The organism is Variovorax sp. GW821-FHT09D04, assembly GCF_059416405.1.
On sequence record NZ_JBWKPA010000010.1, the window covers coordinates 211,701 to 231,422 of the forward strand.

Here is a 19,722-nt window from a genome sequence, read left to right on the forward strand (position 1 = left end):
TCAGCCGGCTAGATTCCCGTCAGTCGCAGCGCAAAGCCATTGCTCAAACCATTCGACCGGCATGCGCACCTGCTCAAACGAGCCAGTGCGAAGTTCCTGGAACGAGTACGTGTTGGTAAGAAATAGGTCCCACTGGGTGTCCACAGCAGTGAGGATGGGGAGTAGCCGCTCGACGTCGGGGGGAGCATCCACCTCCAGGTACTGACACCAGAATTGGTCACACCACTCCGCAATTTTCTCGTGCGAATATGGTGAGCCTGCGGACAGCGCACCCCAACGTAGCATCTGAACGGCTGCCGCGACGGTGAACGGCATATCAACGGGTGCATGTGATGGTGTGCTCATTTGAAGGCTTCGCGCGAATGTCCGGTCGTGGCCGATCTCAGGCTTCTAGTCTGGCGCATGCGCAGCGGCCCACCCGCTGGTGCTCCGGTGCGTGCCTAGGCCTACCGTGTCGAACTCGTCCTTGCCTGCAGCAGCCCTTACACCTATTGTGCGGAGCGCCTGGCTAACCGGGCTGTTCGGCCACGCAATGCTGTCGTCTTCGCCATCACTGAGCTGAAGGGCTATACGGGCGCCATCCCAAACGACCGCGTCTTGCCCTCCAGTTCCGCCGAAGTACTCAGTTGATATGTAAGCGACAGGGCCTGCCAAGGACAGCTCCTTTGCGAGCAAGGCTACGCCAGGCGCCATGTCAGCTACAAGTGGCTGTTCGGGATCGGGAGATGTGTGAGCGCCGGCGATTTCGTGCGCGACAGAGTCGGTCAACGGCAGGAGTGCGAAGCCTTGAACCAAAGGGCACAAGGCTGCCGAACTGAACCGAGCGGCGACTCCAGCGAGTACTGATACTGAAGCAACGAGGGCTTTTACGTCATGCATTTTTTGTTCTAACGCGGTGGTCCGGCCTTGAGCACTGAAGGCTTCTGGGGAAGGTCGGCTTTTGGCCGCATTCTGACCTACGGCCACGCGGCTCAGCGCAGGACCAGGGTGCCATCGACCAAGTCGAACGCTTCGCCGTTCACTTCAGTAATCGTCCCCTCATAGCGCAGGTCGAGCTTGTGCTCTGGGTCCCATCGTGGGTCGACATACACGCTTGCGACGAGCTGGTCGTCCACCACTAGGGCAATGGATTCCACCTCGTTCATGACCTGGGCTCGAGTCAAGCCGGCAGGGACATCCCAGAATTCAAGCCACTCGTTGGCTTCGGCATACCGGTAGTGCGCGTAGATGAGGTCCAAGATGTGCTCCGCGTGCCGTTTCGCGTATTCGGCGAGCTTTGAGGCCAAGTCAAGCATTGCTTCACTCGGTTGCCCGCCCGAGGGCATCTGGAGCTCGACGGCCAAGTCACCGATGGTGGTGTGAACTACCGGATTCGATAACCAAGGGTTCATTGCACGCGGAAGCAAGCTGGTTTGGAGCGAAATTTTGACCGAGATCGGAAGGTCCGGTTTTGGCCGATAGTACCCATTCGCGCAAGGCCGAGGGATGTCGGCAATGGCTGCAAAGCGGATGCTCGCATTGTCTGCCGACGATCAGCATGGAGCGCATGGCTGCCACCGAGGCCTGCACCACAAGCGCCTCGACCGAACCGAATTCCCTCCATCACAAGGGCTTCAGCCGTCGCACCCCAAAGAACCTGTTCACCAGGGCGGGCCGCGAAACACGCAGCCCGCAGACCAGCCGCTAACCGCCAGTCTCAAGCGCTGCGCGTCGCGCCTTCTCGCTCAGTTGAAACAGCTCTCCAGCCTTGCGAGCCAGTTCAGCCGCAAGCCAAAGCACGTTGTCCAGTTGTCGAGGCCCGTCACCGCAGCACCAGTCGATCTCTTCCCCGTGGCAGACCCACAGAAGAGCTTCGAGTTGAGAGAGTGTGTTTTCGAGAAGATCCGCCGGGTCTTGGGCGTTGTCTTCGGAAGCTACCGGCGTAGTTGGCCGGGCTATAGTCTTGGTAGCCATTTTTGTGCGTTCCTTCCAAGGTAGTTGCACGGACTTGGTTAGACGGCTGGGGTGCTAGTAACACCTCGGCCGTCGCCTTTTGATACCTCGCATTTGCATCGCTGCTTTCGCACCGACGACCTGCCGCGAGGCAAGCAGCCTTCAAACATCTCAGTAGGGGGTGGGGGTGTGGCGCCTTTCTTCTTCCCTTGGTGGGGTGTCGAGTGACAGGGGCATTCACTCTAGAGAAGAACCCGGCGAAGCAGCCGGTTCATGCGGCACGAAGTCTCGGCGAGCGCCAACAAATGCAGCTTCTGCGATGCGCCGCGCACGAACCTCGCGGGCCCGGTGCCGTGCCAGTCCGAAGCGGCTCTGAACGCTCACGTCGATGGGGTGCCTTGCGCAGCGAAACCAAGGAGGAGGGGCGGAAGCCCGAAGCCCGGGGGACATTCGCGGAGCAAGGCTCCCCGTCGGCGGGAGCGCGGTAGAACTTCAGTTCATCCAGCTGCGGGCGCGGTCCAGATGCTCACGGCACTCGCGCACCATGCGTTCCAGCAGCTCGGCGCAGGTCGGGATGTCGTCGATCAGCCCGATGCACTGGCCGGCCGAGACCACGCCGTTGTGCACCTCGCCCGACTCCAGCGCCGCGCGGCCGCGTGCGCCGGCGACCAGCGGGCGGATGTCCTCGAACTCGCAGCCGCCCGGACGGCGTTCGGTGGCCACCACTTCTTCGGAGATCGCGTTGCGGAACACGCGCGCCGTGTTGTGCAGCGTGCGGAACATCAGCTTGGTGTCGCGCTCGGTCGCGGCCACCAGTGCCTGCTTGATGTTGTCGTGGATCGGCGCTTCCTGGGTCACGCAGAAGCGTGTGCCCATGTTGATGCCTTCTGCGCCCAGCGCCAGCGCGGCGGCCATGCCGCGGCCGTCGGCGATGCCGCCCGACGCGATGATCGGAATGCGCAGCTTGCGCGCCGCCACCGGCAGCAGCACGAGGCCGGGCACGTCGTCCTCGCCCGGGTGGCCCGCGCATTCGAAGCCGTCCACGGACACCGCGTTGACGCCGTTGCGCTCGGCCGAGAGCGCGTGGCGCACCGAGGTGCACTTGTGGACGATCTTCACGTCGTGGCGCTTCAGGGCCTCGATGAAGTCCTTCGGGCTGTTGCCCGCGGTCTCCACGATCTTCACGCCGCTGTCGATGATGGCCTGCACGTACTCGGCATACGGCGGCGGCTTCACCGCCGGCAGGATCGTGAGGTTCACGCCGAAGGGCTTGTCGGTCATCGTGCGCGTGCGCTCGATTTCTTGGCGCAGGTCGTCGGGCGTGGGCTGCGTGAGCGCCGTGAGAATGCCCAGGCCGCCGGCGTTCGACACGGCCGCGGCCAGCTCGGCGCGGCCCACCCATTGCATGCCGCCCTGGATGATGGGGTAGCGGATGCCGAGCAGTTCGGTGATGCGGGTCTTCATCGTCGCAGCCGCTTACAGCGTGGTCACGAGTTCGGGCACGGCCGTGAACAGGTCGGCCACGAGGCCGTAGTCGGCCACCGAGAAGATCGGGGCTTCTTCGTCCTTGTTGATCGCGACGATGACCTTCGAGTCCTTCATGCCGGCCAGATGCTGGATGGCGCCCGAGATGCCCGCGGCGATGTACAGCTGCGGCGCGACGATCTTGCCGGTCTGGCCCACTTGCCAGTCGTTCGGGGCGTAGCCCGCGTCCACGGCTGCGCGGCTTGCGCCCAGGCCTGCGTTCAGCTTGTCGGCCAGCGGGGCCATCACTTCGGTGAACTTCTCAGCGCTGCCCAGGGCACGGCCACCGGAGACGATGATCTTGGCTGCCGTCAGTTCGGGGCGTTCGCTCTTCGTGACTTCGCGGCCGACGAAGGTCGACTTGCCGCTGTCTGCGACGCCTTCAGCCGTTTCAACGGTGGCGCTGCCACCGGTGGCGGCTGCGGCGTCGAAGCCGGTCGTGCGCACGGTGATCACCTTGGTGGCATCGGTGCTCTGCACGGTGGCGATGGCGTTGCCGGCGTAGATCGGACGCTCGAACGTATCCGGGCTGTCGACCTTGGTGATGTCGCTGATCTGCGCCACGTCGAGCTTGGCGGCCACGCGCGGTGCGACGTTCTTGCCGTTGGCGGTCGAGGGGAACAGGATGTGGCTGTAGTTGCCGGCGATCGCGAGCACTTGCGCGGCGACGTTCTCGGCGAGGTTCTCGGCCAGCGATGCGCTGTCGGCAGCGATCACCTTGGACACGCCGGCGATCTGCGCGGCGGCCTTGGCGGCTTCGGCGGCGTTGGCACCGGCCACGAGGATGTGGACGTCGCCACCGCAAGCCAGCGCGGCAGTCACGGTGTTGAGGGTGGCCGGCTTGATGCTGGCGTGGTCGTGTTCGGCAATAACAAGTGCGGTCATGTTCAGATCACCTTCGCTTCGTTCTTCAGTTTGTCCACCAGCGTTGCAACGTCAGGCACCTTGATGCCGGCACCGCGCTTGGGCGGTTCGCTGACCTTGAGAGTCTTCAGGCGGGGCTTGACGTCCACGCCCAGGTCTTCGGGCTTGAAGGTGTCCAGCTGCTTCTTCTTGGCCTTCATGATGTTGGGCAGCGTCACATAGCGCGGCTCGTTCAGGCGCAGGTCGGTCGTGATGACCGCGGGCAGCGTGAGCGTCAGGGTTTCCATGCCGCCGTCGACTTCGCGTGCGACGGTGACCTTGTCGGCTGCGAGCTCGACCTTCGAGGCGAAGGTGGCTTGCGGCAGGTCGGCCAGTGCAGCCAGCATCTGGCCGGTCTGGTTGGCGTCGTCGTCGATGGCTTGCTTGCCCAGGATGATCAGCTGGGGTTGTTCCTTGTCGACCAGCGCCTTGAGCAGCTTGGCAACCGCGAGGGGTTGCAGCTCTTCAGCGGTCTCGACCAGGATGCCGCGGTCCGCGCCGATGGCCATCGCGGTGCGCAGGGTTTCCTGGCACTTGGCATCACCGCAGGACACGGCGATGACTTCGGTCACGATGCCCTTTTCCTTCAGCCGAACCGCTTCTTCGACAGCGATTTCGTCGAAGGGGTTCATGCTCATCTTGACGTTGGCAATGTCCACCCCGGTGCCGTCGCTCTTGACGCGCACCTTCACGTTGTAATCGACGACCCGTTTGACAGGCACCAGAACTTTCATGGCTGTTCCTCTTGAATGACAAAAATGGGAAAAGGGGTTACTCGAGCTTGGCGCCCGACTGCTTGATCAGGCGCTCCCACACGGGGCGCTCCTGCTTCCAGGCCGCGGCGAAGAGCTCGGGCGAGCTGTCCTTGATCTCGAAGCCCATGGCCGCCACGCGCTCGCGCACGTCGGGCTGCTGCGTGGCCTTGCGCACTTCGTCGGCGATGCGGTCGACGATGGCCTTGGGCGTCTTGGCGGGCGCAGCAATGGCGAGCCAGCCGGTCACGCGGTAGGCCTCGTCCTTCAGGCCTTGCTCGGCCAGCGTGGGCACGTTGGGCAGCGTGCTCATGCGGCGCTCACCGGTCACGCCGACGGCCTTGAGCTTGCCCGCGTCGATGTGCGGCTTGGCCGCGAGCGCGCTGGCGTAGGCCATCTGGATCTGGCCGCCGATGAGGTCCTGCACCATCGGTGCCTCGCCCTTGTAGGCGACGTGGTTCATGTCGGCCTGCTGCGTGAGGCTCATGTGCGCGCCGGCCAGGTGCGGGTAGGCGCCCACGCCGTACGAGCCGTAGGCGACCTTGCCCTTGTTCGCGGCCACGTACTTCAGCAGCTCGGGGCCGTTCTTGGCGGGCACGCTGGGGTGCACCACCAGCACCAGCGGCGCCATCGCGATCTGGTAGACCAGCGTGAGGTCGCGCTGCGTGTCGTAGGGCAGCTTCTCGTAGAGGAACTCGTTGGTCATGAGCGAGTTGCTCAGCGACAGCACGATGGTGTAGCCGTCGGGCGCGGCCTTGGCGACCGTGTCGGTGCCGATGATGCCGGCCGCGCCGGGCTTGTTGTCCACCACGAGGGGCTGGCCCATGCTGGCCGACATCTTCTGGCCCAGCACGCGCGCCAGCACGTCGGTCGCGCCGCCGGCCTGGAAGGGCACGACGAGGCGGATCGGCTTGTTCGGGTAGGGCGCCTGCGCATGTGCGGGGGCCAACGCGAACAGCGCGGCGGTCGAGGCTGCGGCGCACAGCAGGGCGCGGCGGGTCGAGGGTTGATGGGTCATGGTTTGTCTCCCGTTCGGTTTCAGAAAATCGTTGTGAAGAAGCTGATCAAGATCACTTCAGCGCGATGCGCGTCTTGAAGGGCAGGGGTTCCAGGGCCTTGTGCAGCCGCTCCTGCAATGCAGCGGCTTGTGCGCCCGTTGCAGCGGCGTCGATCTGCACATGCACGAGGCTTTCGCCTTCGGTGCTCACTGCCGGCCGGGCCGCATCGCCCACGCCGAGTGCGGCGCAGACCTCGGCGACCGTGGCCGTCACCACCTGCCGCGCGGCCATGGCGCGCAGCTCGGGCTTGTAGATCTTGCCGACGTTGGTCATCGGCATCGTGGCGATCACCGACACCCACTTGGGACGGGCGGGCGCTTCGTCCACACGCGCAGAAGTGAAGGCCAGCAGCTCGTCTTCGGTGGCCGAGGCGCCGGGCACCAGCGTCGCGAAGATCACGGGCAGTTCGCCCGCGTAGGCGTCGGGCGCACCGACGGCAGCGCACAACTGCACGGCCGGGTGCGCGCCCAGCGCGTCCTCGATGGTCTTGGGGTCGATGTTGTGGCCGCTGCGGATGATCAGGTCCTTCGAGCGGCCCGTGAGGTGCAGCCGCTCTTCAGCATCCATCCAGCCCAGGTCGCCGGTCGCGAGCCAGCCGTCGGCGGTGAAGGCCTTGGCGTTGTCGGCCGGATCGACGAAACCCGAGAACACGTTGGGCGACTTGAACAGCACCATGCCGGTCTCGCCCTGCGCCACCTCGCGGTCGCTGGCGTTGCCGTTTTCGTCGAGCGCCACGATGCGCACCTGCGCGTACGGCAGCCGAAAGCCGACGCAGCCCGCAGGCCCGTTCACGCCGGGTGGCGTGATGGTCGAGATGCCGGCCATCTCGGTCATGCCCAGGCTCTCGTGCACGTGCAGGCCGAACAGGCGCTCGAAGCGCGCGGCCAGCTCGGGCGACAGCACGGCGGCGCCGGTGCGGCAGTAGGTGATGGAGGAGATGTCGGCGCCGTCCAGCGGCACGTTGGCCAGCGCGGCGAGCACCGTGGGCACGGCCGACAGCGAGGTCGGGCGGTACTTCTCGACCAGCTTCCAGTAGTTGGCCAGCACCTCCTTGTTGCGCAGCAGCGAAGGCGTCGGAATGATCACCTCCACGCCCGCCGACAGCGACGAGAGCGAGGCCGGCAGCACGCCCGCCACATGGAACAGCGGGTAGCCGTTGATCGAGATGCCCTGCTCGTTCATGCCCGCGAGCTGCACGCTGGCCCAGGCGGTGAACACCTGCGCGCCGTGGCTGTGGCGCGCGAGCTTGGGTGCGCCCGTGGTGCCGCCGGTGTGGAAGTAGGCGGCGATGTCAGTGGGCGCGATGTCGCGGCCGCTCACGAGGCGGTCGCTCGGTTGCGCGGCGCGCAGCACGTCGAACTCGGCCACGCCTTCGGGCAACGCACCCGCAGAACCCGGTGCCTCGTCGTGCGGCGCCACGCGCAGCACGGTGGTGAGCGTGGGCACCTGGCCGCGCAGGCGCATCGCCTTCGACCACATGCCCGATTCGCTGTCCGAGCCGTAGGCGATGAGCACCTTGGCGCGGCCTGCGGTCATCAGCGCGACCAGCTTCTCGTCGGTGAGCAGCGGGTTCAGCGGCTGCACGATGCCGGCCGCTTCGCCGCCCCAGAGTGCGAGGTGGTACTCGAGGCAACCGGGCAGCAGCACCGCGACCGCATCGTCGGGCCCCACGCCCAGCGTGTGCAGCAAGTTGGCGGTCTGGTGGATGCCCGCGAGCAGCTGCGCATACGACCAGCGGATGGGTTCGTCCGCCGGGTTGCCGCTGCGCAGGAAGGTCAGCGCGGTCTTGTCGCCGAAGGCCGCGCCGGAGTTGCGAAAGAGCTCGTAGGTGCTGCGCACCGTGAGTGCTTCTTCGAGCGGCGTTTCTTCCAGCCGCCGGATGTCGGCGAGACCGCGCACCGGGAACAGGGGGCGGAACGGCGCGCCGGCCGTTCCCGTGGGGTTGTTCTTGTCGTTGCCTGTTGTCATGTTGTCTCCTTGAGGGGGTCTTGCCGGCTGCGGACGGATGCCGTGTCTTACTGGTTCGTGATCTTGTTGTCGCGAATGACCTTGCCCCAGCGCTCGAAGTCCTGGCGCATGCGCGTGGCGGTCTGTTCCGGCGTGCCGTAGGCCGCGAAGGAGCCCACGCTCTGCAGCTTCTCGCCGACTTCCTTGTCGGCCAGCGCCTTCTTCAGCTCGGCGCTCATGCGGTCGACCACGGCCTGCGGCGTGCCGGCCGGGGCCAGCAGCCCGCCCCACGAGGTGGCGTCGAAGCCGGGGAAGCCCTGCTCGGCCACGGTCTTCACGTCGGGCAGCAGGCTCACGCGCTTGCCGGAGCCCACGGCGATGGGGCGCAGCGTGCCGGCGCGGATGTGCGGGATCACGGCCACGAGGTCGGAGAACATCGCCGGCACCTGGCCGCCGATGAGGTCGGTCACTGCCGGGGCGCTGCCGCGGTAGGGCACGTGCTGCATCTCGAACTTGCCGATGTTCTTCAGCTGCTCGGTCGTCAGGTGGCCGAAGCTGCCGGCCCCGGCGGTCGTGTAGTTGAGCTTGCCGCCGTCGGCCTTGGCCTTGGCGATCAGGTCCTGCAGGCCGTTCACGCCGGGCAGCGCCTTCGGGTTCACCACCATCACGATCGGCAGGTCGTACACCGTGCCCACGGGCGTGAAGTTCTTGAAGATGTCGTAGGGCACGGTGCCGTACAGGTGCGAGGCCAGCAGCGTCGGGGTGGCCAGCATCACGAAGGTGTAGCCGTCGGGTGCGGCCTTGGCCGCGAAGGCCGCGCCGATGGTGCCCGAGGCGCCGCTGCGGTTGTCGACCAGGATGTTCTGCTTGAGCGACAGCGACATCTTCTGCGCCACGATGCGCGAAGCCACGTCGGTCGGGCCGCCGGGCGGGAAGGGCACGACCAGCGTGATCGGCTTGGTTGGCCAGGCCTGGGCGAAGGCGCTGCCGGCCAGCAGGGGAAGGGCCAGCGCGAGCAGGGCGCGGCGCACGGGGTTGCGGGGGGTACGGAGGAACGGGAAGGCCATGGATTTCTCTTCAGGGATGCGGGTGCTGCCTACTTAGACAACACCATTCGTTTTCAGCGCTGCCAGCTTTTCATCCGACAGGCCGAGCAGGGACTTCAGCACGTCGTGCGTGCCTTCGCCCAAAGTGGGCGGCGCGCTGCGCACGGGCAGGCGCTCGCCATCGAAACGGTAGGGCGGCGCCAGCACGTTGACTTCGCCGGCCACCGGGTGCGGCTGCTTGGTCACCAGGCCGGCGTCGGTCGCGCGCGGGGAGTTCAATGCTTCCAGCAGGCCCAGCACCTCGCCGCAGGGGATGCCCGAGGCGTTGAGCTTTTCGAGCAGCGCGGCGCGCGGGCGCTTCGCCAGCTCGGCGTTCAGCTCGGGCAGCAGCGCGGCACGGTTGGCCGAGCGCAGGATGTTGGTCTTGAAGCGCTCGTCGGCCGCGAGGTCGGGGCGCTCGATCACCTCGGTGCAGAAGCGCGAGAACTGCGCGTTGTTGCCCACCGTGATCACCAGCGGGCCGTCGGCCGCGTCGAACACGCCGTAGGGCACGATCGATGGGTGCGAGTTGCCGTAGCGCGGCGGGTCTTCGCCCATCAGCAGCGCTTCGAGGCCGTAGTAGGCGGTGATCATCAGGCCGCAGTCGAACAGCGCCATCTCGATGTGGCGGCCCGTGCCGGTCTTCTCGCGCTGGTAGAGCGCGGCCAGCACGGCCTGCGCCGAGTACATGCCGGTGAACAGGTCGACGGCGGCCACGCCGAACTTCAGCGGCGGCTGGTTGGCTTCGCCGTTGAGCGCCATCAGGCCGGCCTCGCCTTGCACCACGAGGTCGTAGCCGGGGCGCGCGGCCTCGGGGCCGGTGCGGTCGTAGCCCGAGATCGAGCAGTAGATGAGGCCCGGGTTCTCCTTGCGCAGCTGTTCGTAGCCCAGGCCCAGCTTGTCGATGCCGCCGAACTTGAAGTTCTGGATCACCACGTCGCACTGCTTGGCGAGGTCGCGTGCGATCTGCTGGCCTTCGGGCGTCTGCAGGTCGAGCGTGACGGAGCGCTTGTTGCGGTTCACGCTGTTGAAGTAGGCGGTCTCGGTCTTGCCCACGCGCAGGCCCCAGTCGCGCGTGTCGTCGCCGCGGCCCGGGTGCTCGACCTTGATCACCTCGGCGCCCATGTCGGCCAGCACCATGCCGCACCAGGGGCCGGCAAGGATGCGGGACAGATCGAGGACGCGCACGCCGGCGAGCGGCAGCGAGGAATTCAGCGAGGGCATGGGAACAACTCCAGGAAAACGAAAGACCCCCGCATCTGCATCGGCATGCACGAGCGGGGAGGGGCTCGGCGCGTCAGGACGCGTCGGGCTGGGGCGCGTGGCGCAACGCGACGAAGTCGGCCTTGCGCTTGCCGAGGAAGGCGCCGATGCCTTCGGCGGCTTCGGCGTCGGCCTGCGACGTCACCATGTAGACCGCTTCGGCCTCGAGTTGTTCCTCGAGCGTTGCACGGTGCGCCTGGCGGCACAGCGTCTTGATGCGTGCGCTCGCACGCTGCGGGCCGTTGGCCACCTTGGCGGCGAGTGCGATGGCTTCGGCCAGCGCGCCGCCCTTGTCGGTCAGGCGGTTCACCGCGCCCATCGCGTGCAGGCGCTCGGCCGTGAGGCGGTCGCCGGTGAGGCACAGCTCGGTGAGCAGCTGGCGCGAGACAAACTCCGCGAGGAAGGCCGTGGCGCCGCCGTCGGGCGTGAGGCCGACCTTGACGTAGGCCACCGTGTAGAACGCATCGCGCGCCGACACCAGCATGTCGCAGGCCAGCGCCATCGACAGGCCGGCACCGGCCGCGCCGCCTTCCACGGCCGCGATCACGGGCTTGCCGCAGTCACGGATCGCGCGGATCAGGTCATGCAGGCCTTCGAGCTTCTCGCGGCGTTCGGCCTCGGGCAGTTCGCGGCGCTTGGCCAGCAGGTTCAGGTCGCCGCCCGAACAGAAGAAGTCGCCCGCGCCGGTGAAGACGATGGCGCCCACCTCGGGGTCGTTCTGCGCGTCGGTGAGTGCGGCGGAGAGTTCGGCGTACAGCGTCGGCGTGATCGCGTTGCGCGCGGCCGGGTTGCTGTTGGTCAGGATGCGGACGGCGCCTTCCTGCGAGATGAGGACGGTCTTGTCCGTCATGCCGCGACCTCCTTGCCCAGAGCGATGTAGCGCTGCAGGTGGTGGTCTTCGTCGCCGAGCTGGTGGTCGATCATCACGAGGCGCTTGGCGTAGTGGGGCAGCGGCAGCTCCCAGGTCATGCCGATGCCACCGTGCATCTGGATGCTCTCTTCGGCCACCAGCGCGCCGATGCGGCCGATGCTGAACTTGGCGGCCGACAACGCGCGTTCGCGCGCCACGCGGTCGCTGCCGTCGATGGCGGCGGCAGCGTTGATCACGGCCGAGCGGGCCTGCTCGATCTCGAGCAGCAGGTCGGCCATGCGATGTTGCAGGGCCTGGAAGCTGCCGATGAGGATGCCGAACTGCTTGCGCGTGCGCAGGTACTCGAGCGTGGCGGTCTTGGCGGCTTCCATCGCGCCCAGGGCTTCGGCGCACAGCGCGAGCACGCCGCGGCCGATGGCGCGTTCCAGCGTGGCGGCGCCCTGGCCTTCGGCGCCCAGCAGCGCGTCGGCGCCGAGCGTCACGCCGTCGAGCGTGAGTTCGGCCACGCGGCCTCCGTCGATGGCGGGGCAGCCGCGCACGGTGAGGCCCGCGGTCTTGGCGGGCACGAGGAACAGCGAGATGCCGGCTTCGTCGTCCACATGGCCCGAGGTGCGGGCCGAGACGAGGAACAGGTCGGCCTGCTCGCCTTGCGGCACCACGGCCTTGGCACCCTGGAGCACCCAGCCGTCGCCGCTGCGTTCGGCGGTCGTGGCCACGCGCGTGCGCTCGTAGTGCGTGTCGGCTTCGTCGTGCGCAAAGGCCGCCACGGTCACGCCGTTGACGATGTCGCCGATCTTCTCTTTCTGTGCGTCGCTGCCGGCGGCGCTGATCGCCTCGCCGACCATCACGGCACCCAGCAGCGGCTCGACCACGAGGCCGCGGCCCAGTGCTTCGAAGACCACGGCGATGTCGAAGCCGCTGCCGCCGAAGCCGCCGTCGGCCTCGCTGAACAGCGCGCCGATCACGCCGAGCTCGGCGAAGTTCTGGAAGATTTCCTTGCTGAAACCGTGCGCCGACTTCGCGATGCGGTCGCGCGCATCGAAGGCGTACTGCTCGGCGATGAAGCGGTTCAGGCTGTCGGCGAGCATGCGCCGGTCTTCGGTGTGTTCGAAGTTCATTGCATCTCTCCTTACAGGCCCAGGATCATCTTGCTGATGATGTTCTTCTGGATTTCGTTCGAGCCGCCGAAGATCGACAGCTTGCGGTTGTTGAAGTAGCGCGAGGCGGCGGCCTTGGCGTAGGCGGGGCCGAAGGTCTCGCCGGTGTAGCCGTCCTGCAGCGCTTCGGCGACGAAGGGACGGCCGTACACGCCCATGGCGCGGCGCGCGAGCGACGAGATTTCCTGGCGGATCTCGGTGCCGCGAATCTTCAGCATCGAGCTTTCCGCACCGGGCACGCCGCCGCCGGCCACCGCCGCGATCACGCGCAGGTTGGTGGTCTTCATGTTCTCCAGGTCGATCTCGACGCGCGCCAGGCGTGCGGCAAAGGCCGGGTCGTCCGCCAGCGGCTTGCCGTTCTTGGTCTGCGACGCGGCGATGCCCTTGAGCTGTTCGAGCGCGGCCACCGAGAAGCCCACGCCCGCGATGTTGGTGCGTTCGTAGGTCAACAGGTACTTGGCGCAGGTCCAGCCCTTGTTCTCTTCGCCCACGAGGTTCTCGGCGGGCACGCGCACGTCGGAGAAGAACACCTCGTTGACTTCATGCTCGCCGTCGAGCGTGATGATCGGGCGCACTTCCACGCCGGGCGAGGTCATGTCGACCAGCAGGAAGCTGATGCCTTCCTGCTTCTTCGCCTCGCGGTTGGTGCGCACCAGGCAGAAGATCATGTTGGCGTGCTGGCCCAGCGTGGTCCAGGTCTTCTGGCCGTTCACGATGTAGTGGTCGCCCTGCGCGTCGATGCCGCGCACGGCCGTGGTCTTCACCGCGGCCAGGTCGGAGCCCGCGCCGGGTTCCGAGTAGCCCTGGCACCACCAGTCGGCACCGCTCAGGATGCGCGGCAGCCAGTAGCTCTTTTGCGCTTCGTTGCCGTACTTGATGAGCACCGGGCCCAGCATGTTGACGCCGAAGGGCACGATGCGCGGCGCGAAGGCCAGGGCGCATTCGTTCTCGAAGATGAACTTCTCGACCGCGGTCCAACCCGGGCCGCCGTACTGCTCGGGCCAGTGGTTGGCGAGCCAGCCGCGCTCGTTCAGGATGGCGTGCCATTCCTGCATGTCGGCCTTTTCCAGGATCTTGCCGCTGCGCACCTTGTCGGACAGCCGCGCGGGCAGCTTGTTCGCCAGGAAGCTGCGCACTTCGCTGCGGAAGGCTTCTTCTTCGGTCGTGAAGTTCAGGTCCATCGCGGACTCCTCAATGAATCAATAAATTTCGAACAGGCCCGCGGCGCCCATGCCGCCGGCGATGCACATCGTGACCACGGCGTACTTGGCGCCGCGGCGCTTGCCTTCGAGCAGCACGTGGCCCGTGAGGCGCGCGCCGGTCATGCCGAAGGGGTGGCCGATGGAGATCGCGCCGCCGTTCACGTTCAGGCGTTCCGACGGAATGCCCAGCTTCTCCTGGCAGTAGATCGACTGCGAGGCGAAGGCTTCGTTGAGTTCCCACAGGTCGATGTCCTGCACCTTCAGGCCGTGGCGCGCGAGCAGCTTGGGCACGGCGAAGACCGGGCCGATGCCCATCTCGTCGGGCTCGCAGCCGGCCAGCGCCAGGCCGCGGAAGGCGCCCAGCGGCTTCAGGTTGGCGCGCTCGGCGTCCTTGGCTTCCATCATCACGCAGGCCGAAGCACCGTCGGACAGCTGCGAGGCGTTGCCGGCGGTGATGAACTTGTCGTCGCCCATCACGGGCTTGAGCTTGGCCAGCGCCTCGTAGGTGGTGCCGCGGCGGTTGCAGTTGTCTTCCGTGGCGGTGACTTCGCGGTGGGTGACCTCCTTGGTCTCCTTGTCGGTCACGGCCATCGTGGTGGTGCAGGCCACGATCTCGTCCTTGTAGCGGCCGGCCAGTTGCGCTTCTTCGGTCTTGCGCTGGCTCTCGGCGGAGAAGCGGTCCTGCGCTTCGCGGCTGATGTTGTAGCGCTTGGCGACGATGTCGGCGGTGTCGATCATGGCCATGTAGAGCTCGGGCTTGTGCTCGACGATCCACGGGTCCAGGCTGAGGTCGCCGCCGTCGCCGGGGCTGCGGCCGCGGATCTGCGAGATGCTTTCCACGCCGCCCGCGATCATGGCCGGCGCACCGTCCACCACGATGCGGCCGGCGGCCATGGCGATCGCCTGCAGGCCCGAGGCGCAGAAGCGGTTCACGGTGGTGCCGGCGATGCTGATGGGCAAGCCCGAGCGGATGATCGACTGGCGCGCGATGTTGCGGCCGGTGGTGCCTTCGGGGTAGCCGCAGCCGAGGATCGCGTCCTCGATCAGCGCCGGGTCCAGGCCCGAGCGCTCGACCGCGGCCTTCACCGCGAACGAGGCCAGCGTGGCGCCGGAGGTGATGTTGAATTCGCCGCGGTGCGCCTTGGTGAGCGGGGTGCGGGCGGTAGAAACGATGACGGCTTCACGCATGGGGTTGTCTCCTGGACGGTGGGCTCTAACGGTTACTCGGATTGATTCAGGCTGGCGAAATCGGCGCCGCGTTCGACCAGCTCCACGAGCAGTGGCGACGGCTTCCAGAAGATCGGATCGGCCTTGGCGAACTCGCGGATGTCGGCGAGCACCTTGGGCAGGCCCACGGTGTCGGCGTACTTCATGGGGCCGCCGCGGTGGCGCGGGAAGCCGTAGCCGTAGAGGAAGGTCACGTCCACGTCGAGCGGGCGCAGCGCGATGCGCTGCAGCACGACGTTGGCGCCTTCGTTGACCATGGCGGCCATGTAGCGGCGCATGATTTCTTCTTCGGTGAAGCTGCGCGGCGTGATGCCGGCGCGCACGCGCTCGGCGTCGATGATGGCCAGCACCTCGGGGTCGGGCACGCCGGTGCGCGCGCCTTCGGGGTACAGGTAGTAGCCGCGCTGCGTCTTCTGGCCGAACCAGCCGCGCTCGCAGATGCGGTCGGCCACCTGCACGTAGCGCGCCTGCGGGTCGCGCGTGGCGGCCTTGCGCTTGCGCGTGGCCCAGCCGATGTCGCCGCCGGCCAGGTCGGACACCTGGAACGGGCCCATCGGGTAGCCGAAGTTGCGCACGGCCGCGTCGATGTCGTAGGGCGAGGCGCCGTCTTCCATCATGTGGTCGGCGGCCTGGCGGTACACGGCCAGGATGCGGTTGCCGATGAAGCCGTCGCACACGCCGGCGCGCACGGGCACCTTCTTGAGCTTCTTGGCGAGCTCGAAGCCGGTGGCGACCACGTCGGCGCTCACCTTGGCGGGCACCACGATCTCCAGCAGCTTCATGATGTTGGCGGGCGAGAAGAAGTGCAGGCCCACCACGTCCTGCGGGCGCGAGATGCTGGCGGCGATCTCGTCGATGTCCAGGTACGAGGTGTTGGTGGCGAGCACGGCGCCCTTCTTGCACACGCGGTCGAGTTCGGCGAACACGGCCTTCTTGACGCCCATTTCCTCGAACACGGCCTCGACCACGATGTCGACGTTGGCGAAGGCGTCGTAGCTCGTCGAGCCCGAGAAGCGCGCCATCACGGCGGCCTTGGCCTCGGGCGTCATGCGGCCCTTGGCGATGAGGCCGTCGTACACCTTTTCGACGTGAGCACGGCCGCGCGCCAGGCTGGGCTCGTCGCGCTCGACCATGGTCACGGGCAGGCCCGCGTCGAGCATGGCCACGGCGATGCCCGCACCCATGGTGCCGCCGCCCACGATGCCGGCCGAGGCCAGCGCGCGCGGGCTGGCCGAGCGGGTCTCGGGCGCCTTCAGCACTTCGCGCTCGGCGAAGAAGGCGTGGATCAGGCCGGCGCGCTGCGGGCTGTCGATGCACTGCAGGAACAGCTTGCGTTCGAGCGCCATGCCTTCGTCGAAAGGCAGCGTGAGCGCGCCTTCGACCGCTTCGACGATCTTCATCGGCGAGAACAGGCCGCGGCTCTTCTTGGCGGTGTCGGCGCGCGCGGCGTCGAGGGCGGCGCGGGCGGCGTCCTTGTCGGCCAGGCCGGCGGCTTCGCGCGTGCGGCGCACCGGAGCGTGGGCAGCGACCAGTTCCTGCGCGTAGGCAAGGCCTTCGGCGCGGGCGTCGGCGTCGGTGCCGAGGCGATCCACGAGGCCGAGCGTCAGCGCTTCCTTGGCGCCCGCATGGCGGCCGCTGAGCATCAGCTCGAGCGCGGGCTTCACGCCGATCAGGCGCGGTGCGCGCTGCGTGCCGCCCGAGCCGGGCAGCAGGCCCAGCGCCACTTCGGGCAGGCCCAGCTTGGCGGTGGGCGCGGCGAGGCGGTAGTGCGCCGACAGCGCAATTTCCAGCCCGCCGCCGAGCGCCGCGCCGTGAATGGCGGCGACCACCGGCTTGCTGCAGTTCTCGATCTTCAGGCAGACCTCGGGCAGCGAGGGCTGCTGCGGCGCCTGGCCGAACTCGCGGATGTCCGCGCCGGCGATGAAGTTGCGGCCCGCGCCGACGATCAGCACGGCCTTGGCGCCGCTGTCGGCCTCGGCCGCGTCGATGGCGGCGGCCAGGCCGCGGCGCACGTCCACGCCCAGGGCGTTGACGGGCGGGTTGTCGATGGTCACCACGCACACGTCGCCTTGACGCTGGAAGGTGACGGGACCGTTGGACGTGGAAGGGCTGGGAGTGGGGGTGGCCATGTGCGTGTCGCTTGTCTCTTGCTTGCGTGGCAGGCCCTCGTGAAGTCTCGAGGGGTCCGGGGCTCTGGGGAGCCCTGCATTCTTGGCCGGCATCGCTGCTTTGACAATTGCATAGGTGGTTGACAGACTGTCAAAGAATTTTTGACACAATCCGCCCATGGACCTGCAATCGCTCACCCTGCTGGTGGAAATCCTTGACGCGGGCAACCTGAGCGCGGCGGCGCGCCGGCTCAAGATGACCCGCGCCAACGTCAGCTACCACCTGAACCAGCTGGAGCGCTCGGTGGGCGCGCAGCTGATCCGGCGCACCACCCGGCGCGCCGAGCCCACCGAGATCGGCCTGCGGCTGTACCAGCACGGCGTGGCCATCCAGGGCGAGCTGCTGGCGGCGCGCGAGTCGGTCACCGCGCTGGGCGAGGGCCTGCAGGGCCGCGTGCGCCTGAGCGTGCCCAGTGGCTACGGCCAGCTCGTGATGGCCGACTGGCTCATCGACTTCAAGCGCCAGTACCCCGGCATCGTGCTCGACGTGGTGTTCGAGAACCGCATCGAAGACCTGCTGCGCGACGAGGTCGACATCGCCATCCGCGTGATCCCCGAGCCGCCGCAGAACCTCGTGGCGCGCGAGATGGGCCCGGTGCGCTACGTGGCCTGCGCCACGCGCGCCTACGCCGAGCGCCACCCGCTGCCCGTGCAGCTGGACGCACTGCGCGCCACGCCGGTGGTCACGGCCGCCGTCATCGGGCGGCAGCTGCGCATCTCCGCCTACCAGGGTGAGACGCGGCGCGAGGTGATCCTGGAGCCGACGCTGATCTCGGAGAACTTTTTATTCCTGCGCCAGGCCATCCTCGCGGGCCTGGGCGTCGGCCTCGTGCCCGACTACGTGGTGCAGGAAGACGTGCGCCGCGGCGACGTGGTGACCACGCTGGACGACTGGCGCCTGTCGATCTTCGGCACCCAGATGTTCATGCTCTACATGCCGAACCGCCAGCACACACGGGCGATCCGGACGTTCATCGATTTCATCCTGGCGCGGGTGCGGCCGGAAGAAGCCGAAGAAGCTCAGTCGCAGCGGTAGACGACTTCTCCTGCCGGCACACCTTCTGCCGGCACCTCCGACAGCGTGCTGCTCAAAAAGCGCATCGGCGCGCCGAAGTTGCGGCAGTAGTTCTCGGCGTCCTGCGCCGTGGGCGACTTGAACACGCCGTCGGCCAGGAAGGTGACGCGCGGCGCGGGTCGCGAGACGCAGCCCGCGCCGATGAGCAGGGCCGGAACGAGGACGGAGACAGCAGCGAATCGGCGCATGGGGCAGGGCGGAAAGAAGAGGTCGCGACTGTAGCCGCTCGACGGCGTCAGTCGGCCAGCCACACGCTGCCGTCCGCTGCTTCGCGCAGCGCCAGCGGCGTGAGGCGCGCGCCGCGGCAGGGGCCGCCCACGCAGCGCCCGGTGTCGGGCTCGAAGATCGCGCCGTGCCGCGCGCACATCAGGTAGCGCCCGGAGCTTTCGAGGATCTGGCCTTCGAAATCGAGCGGGCCGCCGGCGTGCGGGCACTGGTTCAGGTAGCCGTGCACGGCGCCCTGCCAGCGCACCGCGAAGGCCGGCGCGCCGCCGGGCGCGGTGAACAGGGCCGCGAGGCCGCCGTCGGCGAGTTCGGTGGCGATGGGCTGGGCGGTCGGGGCGGGCGCGGTCATGGGGAGCGAGCCTACCAAGGTCCGCCACGGGGCTGGCGCCCCGGGGGACACCCCCGCGTCATCACATGTTTCGGCTATGTCATCCGACCAATAGACGCAGGGGCGTGCCGTTTTCACAATGCATCCGCTCGCTTTCCTTCGTCCGTGCATCCTTGTGTCAAGGGGGATTCCCACCGATGAGCACGCTGAAACAGGGCTGGCGCGGGGCCGATGTCCGTCGCCTGCAGGAGGCCCTGAACCGCAAATTGCAGCCCAGCCCCGGCCTCGCGCCCGACGGCGACTACGGCCCCGTCACCCGGGCGGCCGTGCTGCGCTTGCAGGCCGCGCACTGGCTGTGCGAAGACGGCGAAGCCGGCCCCTGCACCCGCAACGTGGCCTTCGACCACGAAACCCACGCGCCGCTGCTGCACCCCGTGGCGCTGATCCCGCAGTCCGCGCCCGCGCTGTGCTGGGCGGCCGCCACCGCGATGCTCACGCGCGCCACCGTGCAGACCGTGGTCGCGCGCACGCCCTCGGAGCTGATGGGCGCCGACGGCGCCTTGCGCCGCCGCGTGGACAGCGACCGCCATGCGCAGGGCAGCGACCCCGATGACGACGACAACCGCCGCTTCGCCGCCGCGCACGGCCTCACGCTGCGGCCCCACGGCCCGTGGACCGTTGCCGCGCTGCGCACCGCGCTGCACGCCGGGCCGCTGATGTTCGACCTGCGCTGGGGCGCCAAGGGCGGCGCGCCCGCCGGCCAGCCGGGCCACATGGTCGTGCTCGCGGGCATCCGCGGCGACAACGACCCCGGCGGGGGCGGCACCACGCTGCGCCTGTTCGACCCCTGGCCGCCGGGCCGGGGCGCGCGCAGCTCGACCAGCCATGTGCGCTGGATGCAGGCCGTGGCGGACCGCATCTGCGGGGTGTTCCAGCGGTAGTGGCGCCTGGCTGTTGTGGCCGTTGGCACCGGGGCATGAAAAAATCCTGACTTTCCGCGAACCG

Annotated in this window: 19 protein-coding genes; 2 read left to right on the top strand and 17 right to left on the bottom strand. The window is 67.9% G+C overall.

The window, feature by feature from the left end:
* The 15 genes from AC07O4_RS26065 to AC07O4_RS26135 form a co-directional block, all read right to left on the bottom strand.
* Window positions 1–345, bottom strand: coding sequence for a hypothetical protein (locus AC07O4_RS26065; protein ID WP_495306035.1), 345 nt, complete (start codon window positions 343–345; stop codon window positions 1–3).
* A gap of 626 nt (window positions 346–971) precedes the next feature.
* The gene (locus AC07O4_RS26070; protein ID WP_369644351.1) at window positions 972–1,238 is read right to left on the bottom strand and encodes a hypothetical protein; all 267 of its coding nucleotides are present in this window, start codon (window positions 1,236–1,238) and stop codon (window positions 972–974) included.
* Window positions 1,239–1,683: 445 nt separating this feature from the next.
* On the bottom strand, window positions 1,684–1,953 hold the full coding sequence (locus AC07O4_RS26075; protein WP_495306036.1) for a hypothetical protein: 270 nt from the start codon (window positions 1,951–1,953) through the stop codon (window positions 1,684–1,686).
* A 471-nt stretch (window positions 1,954–2,424) separates the two neighbouring features.
* Window positions 2,425–3,396: an NAD(P)H-dependent flavin oxidoreductase gene (locus AC07O4_RS26080; RefSeq protein WP_495306037.1), complete on the bottom strand. Its 972-nt coding sequence runs from the start codon at window positions 3,394–3,396 to the stop codon at window positions 2,425–2,427.
* 12 nt (window positions 3,397–3,408) lie between these two features.
* Entirely contained in the window at window positions 3,409–4,341 is a 933-nt protein-coding gene (locus tag AC07O4_RS26085) for an electron transfer flavoprotein subunit alpha/FixB family protein (protein WP_495306038.1), read from the bottom strand.
* Window positions 4,342–4,343: 2 nt separating this feature from the next.
* Window positions 4,344–5,093, bottom strand: a complete 750-nt coding sequence (locus tag AC07O4_RS26090; protein WP_095947367.1) for an electron transfer flavoprotein subunit beta/FixA family protein — start codon at window positions 5,091–5,093, stop codon at window positions 4,344–4,346.
* Window positions 5,094–5,130: 37 nt separating this feature from the next.
* Window positions 5,131–6,129, bottom strand: a complete 999-nt coding sequence (locus AC07O4_RS26095; RefSeq protein ID WP_495306039.1) for a Bug family tripartite tricarboxylate transporter substrate binding protein — start codon at window positions 6,127–6,129, stop codon at window positions 5,131–5,133.
* Window positions 6,130–6,181: 52 nt separating this feature from the next.
* Window positions 6,182–8,137 (bottom strand): acyl-CoA synthetase, encoded by a 1,956-nt coding sequence (locus AC07O4_RS26100; protein ID WP_495306040.1) that lies wholly within the window; start codon window positions 8,135–8,137, stop codon window positions 6,182–6,184.
* Between the two features lie 47 nt (window positions 8,138–8,184).
* Window positions 8,185–9,183: a Bug family tripartite tricarboxylate transporter substrate binding protein gene (locus AC07O4_RS26105; RefSeq protein ID WP_307635933.1), complete on the bottom strand. Its 999-nt coding sequence runs from the start codon at window positions 9,181–9,183 to the stop codon at window positions 8,185–8,187.
* A 33-nt stretch (window positions 9,184–9,216) separates the two neighbouring features.
* Complete coding sequence (locus AC07O4_RS26110; RefSeq protein ID WP_495306041.1) at window positions 9,217–10,425, bottom strand: CaiB/BaiF CoA transferase family protein; 1,209 nt, start codon at window positions 10,423–10,425, stop codon at window positions 9,217–9,219.
* 73 nt (window positions 10,426–10,498) lie between these two features.
* Entirely contained in the window at window positions 10,499–11,314 is an 816-nt protein-coding gene (locus AC07O4_RS26115; RefSeq protein ID WP_495269339.1) for an oxepin-CoA hydrolase, alternative type, read from the bottom strand.
* Window positions 11,311–12,453: an acyl-CoA dehydrogenase family protein gene (locus tag AC07O4_RS26120; RefSeq protein ID WP_495306042.1), complete on the bottom strand. Its 1,143-nt coding sequence runs from the start codon at window positions 12,451–12,453 to the stop codon at window positions 11,311–11,313. Before AC07O4_RS26120 ends, AC07O4_RS26115 begins: the two co-directional genes overlap by 4 nt.
* Window positions 12,454–12,464: 11 nt before the next feature.
* Window positions 12,465–13,673: an acyl-CoA dehydrogenase family protein gene (locus AC07O4_RS26125; RefSeq protein ID WP_495306043.1), complete on the bottom strand. Its 1,209-nt coding sequence runs from the start codon at window positions 13,671–13,673 to the stop codon at window positions 12,465–12,467.
* A gap of 18 nt (window positions 13,674–13,691) precedes the next feature.
* The gene (locus AC07O4_RS26130; protein ID WP_062478557.1) at window positions 13,692–14,882 is read right to left on the bottom strand and encodes an acetyl-CoA C-acyltransferase; all 1,191 of its coding nucleotides are present in this window, start codon (window positions 14,880–14,882) and stop codon (window positions 13,692–13,694) included.
* A 32-nt stretch (window positions 14,883–14,914) separates the two neighbouring features.
* Window positions 14,915–17,050, bottom strand: a complete 2,136-nt coding sequence (locus tag AC07O4_RS26135; RefSeq protein ID WP_495306044.1) for a 3-hydroxyacyl-CoA dehydrogenase NAD-binding domain-containing protein — start codon at window positions 17,048–17,050, stop codon at window positions 14,915–14,917.
* Window positions 17,051–17,207: 157 nt separating this feature from the next.
* Here AC07O4_RS26135 and AC07O4_RS26140 point away from each other — a divergent pair, with 157 nt between their 5' ends.
* Window positions 17,208–18,125, top strand: a complete 918-nt coding sequence (locus tag AC07O4_RS26140; RefSeq protein WP_062478562.1) for a LysR family transcriptional regulator — start codon at window positions 17,208–17,210, stop codon at window positions 18,123–18,125.
* On the opposite strand, the gene AC07O4_RS26145 is transcribed toward AC07O4_RS26140, so the two are convergent.
* Together AC07O4_RS26145 and AC07O4_RS26150 are read right to left on the bottom strand one after the other, a co-directional pair.
* A complete protein-coding gene (locus AC07O4_RS26145) occupies window positions 18,110–18,352 on the bottom strand; it encodes a hypothetical protein (protein ID WP_095743565.1) in 243 nt (80 codons plus the stop codon). The two genes, AC07O4_RS26140 and AC07O4_RS26145, sit on opposite strands and share 16 nt — an antisense overlap.
* A 47-nt stretch (window positions 18,353–18,399) precedes the next feature.
* A complete protein-coding gene (locus tag AC07O4_RS26150) occupies window positions 18,400–18,738 on the bottom strand; it encodes a Rieske (2Fe-2S) protein (RefSeq protein WP_070060176.1) in 339 nt (112 codons plus the stop codon).
* Between the two features lie 176 nt (window positions 18,739–18,914).
* On the opposite strand from AC07O4_RS26150, the gene AC07O4_RS26155 reads away from it, so the two are divergent.
* Window positions 18,915–19,658, top strand: coding sequence for a peptidoglycan-binding protein (locus AC07O4_RS26155; RefSeq protein WP_495306045.1), 744 nt, complete (start codon window positions 18,915–18,917; stop codon window positions 19,656–19,658).
* Window positions 19,659–19,722 lie beyond the last annotated feature (64 nt).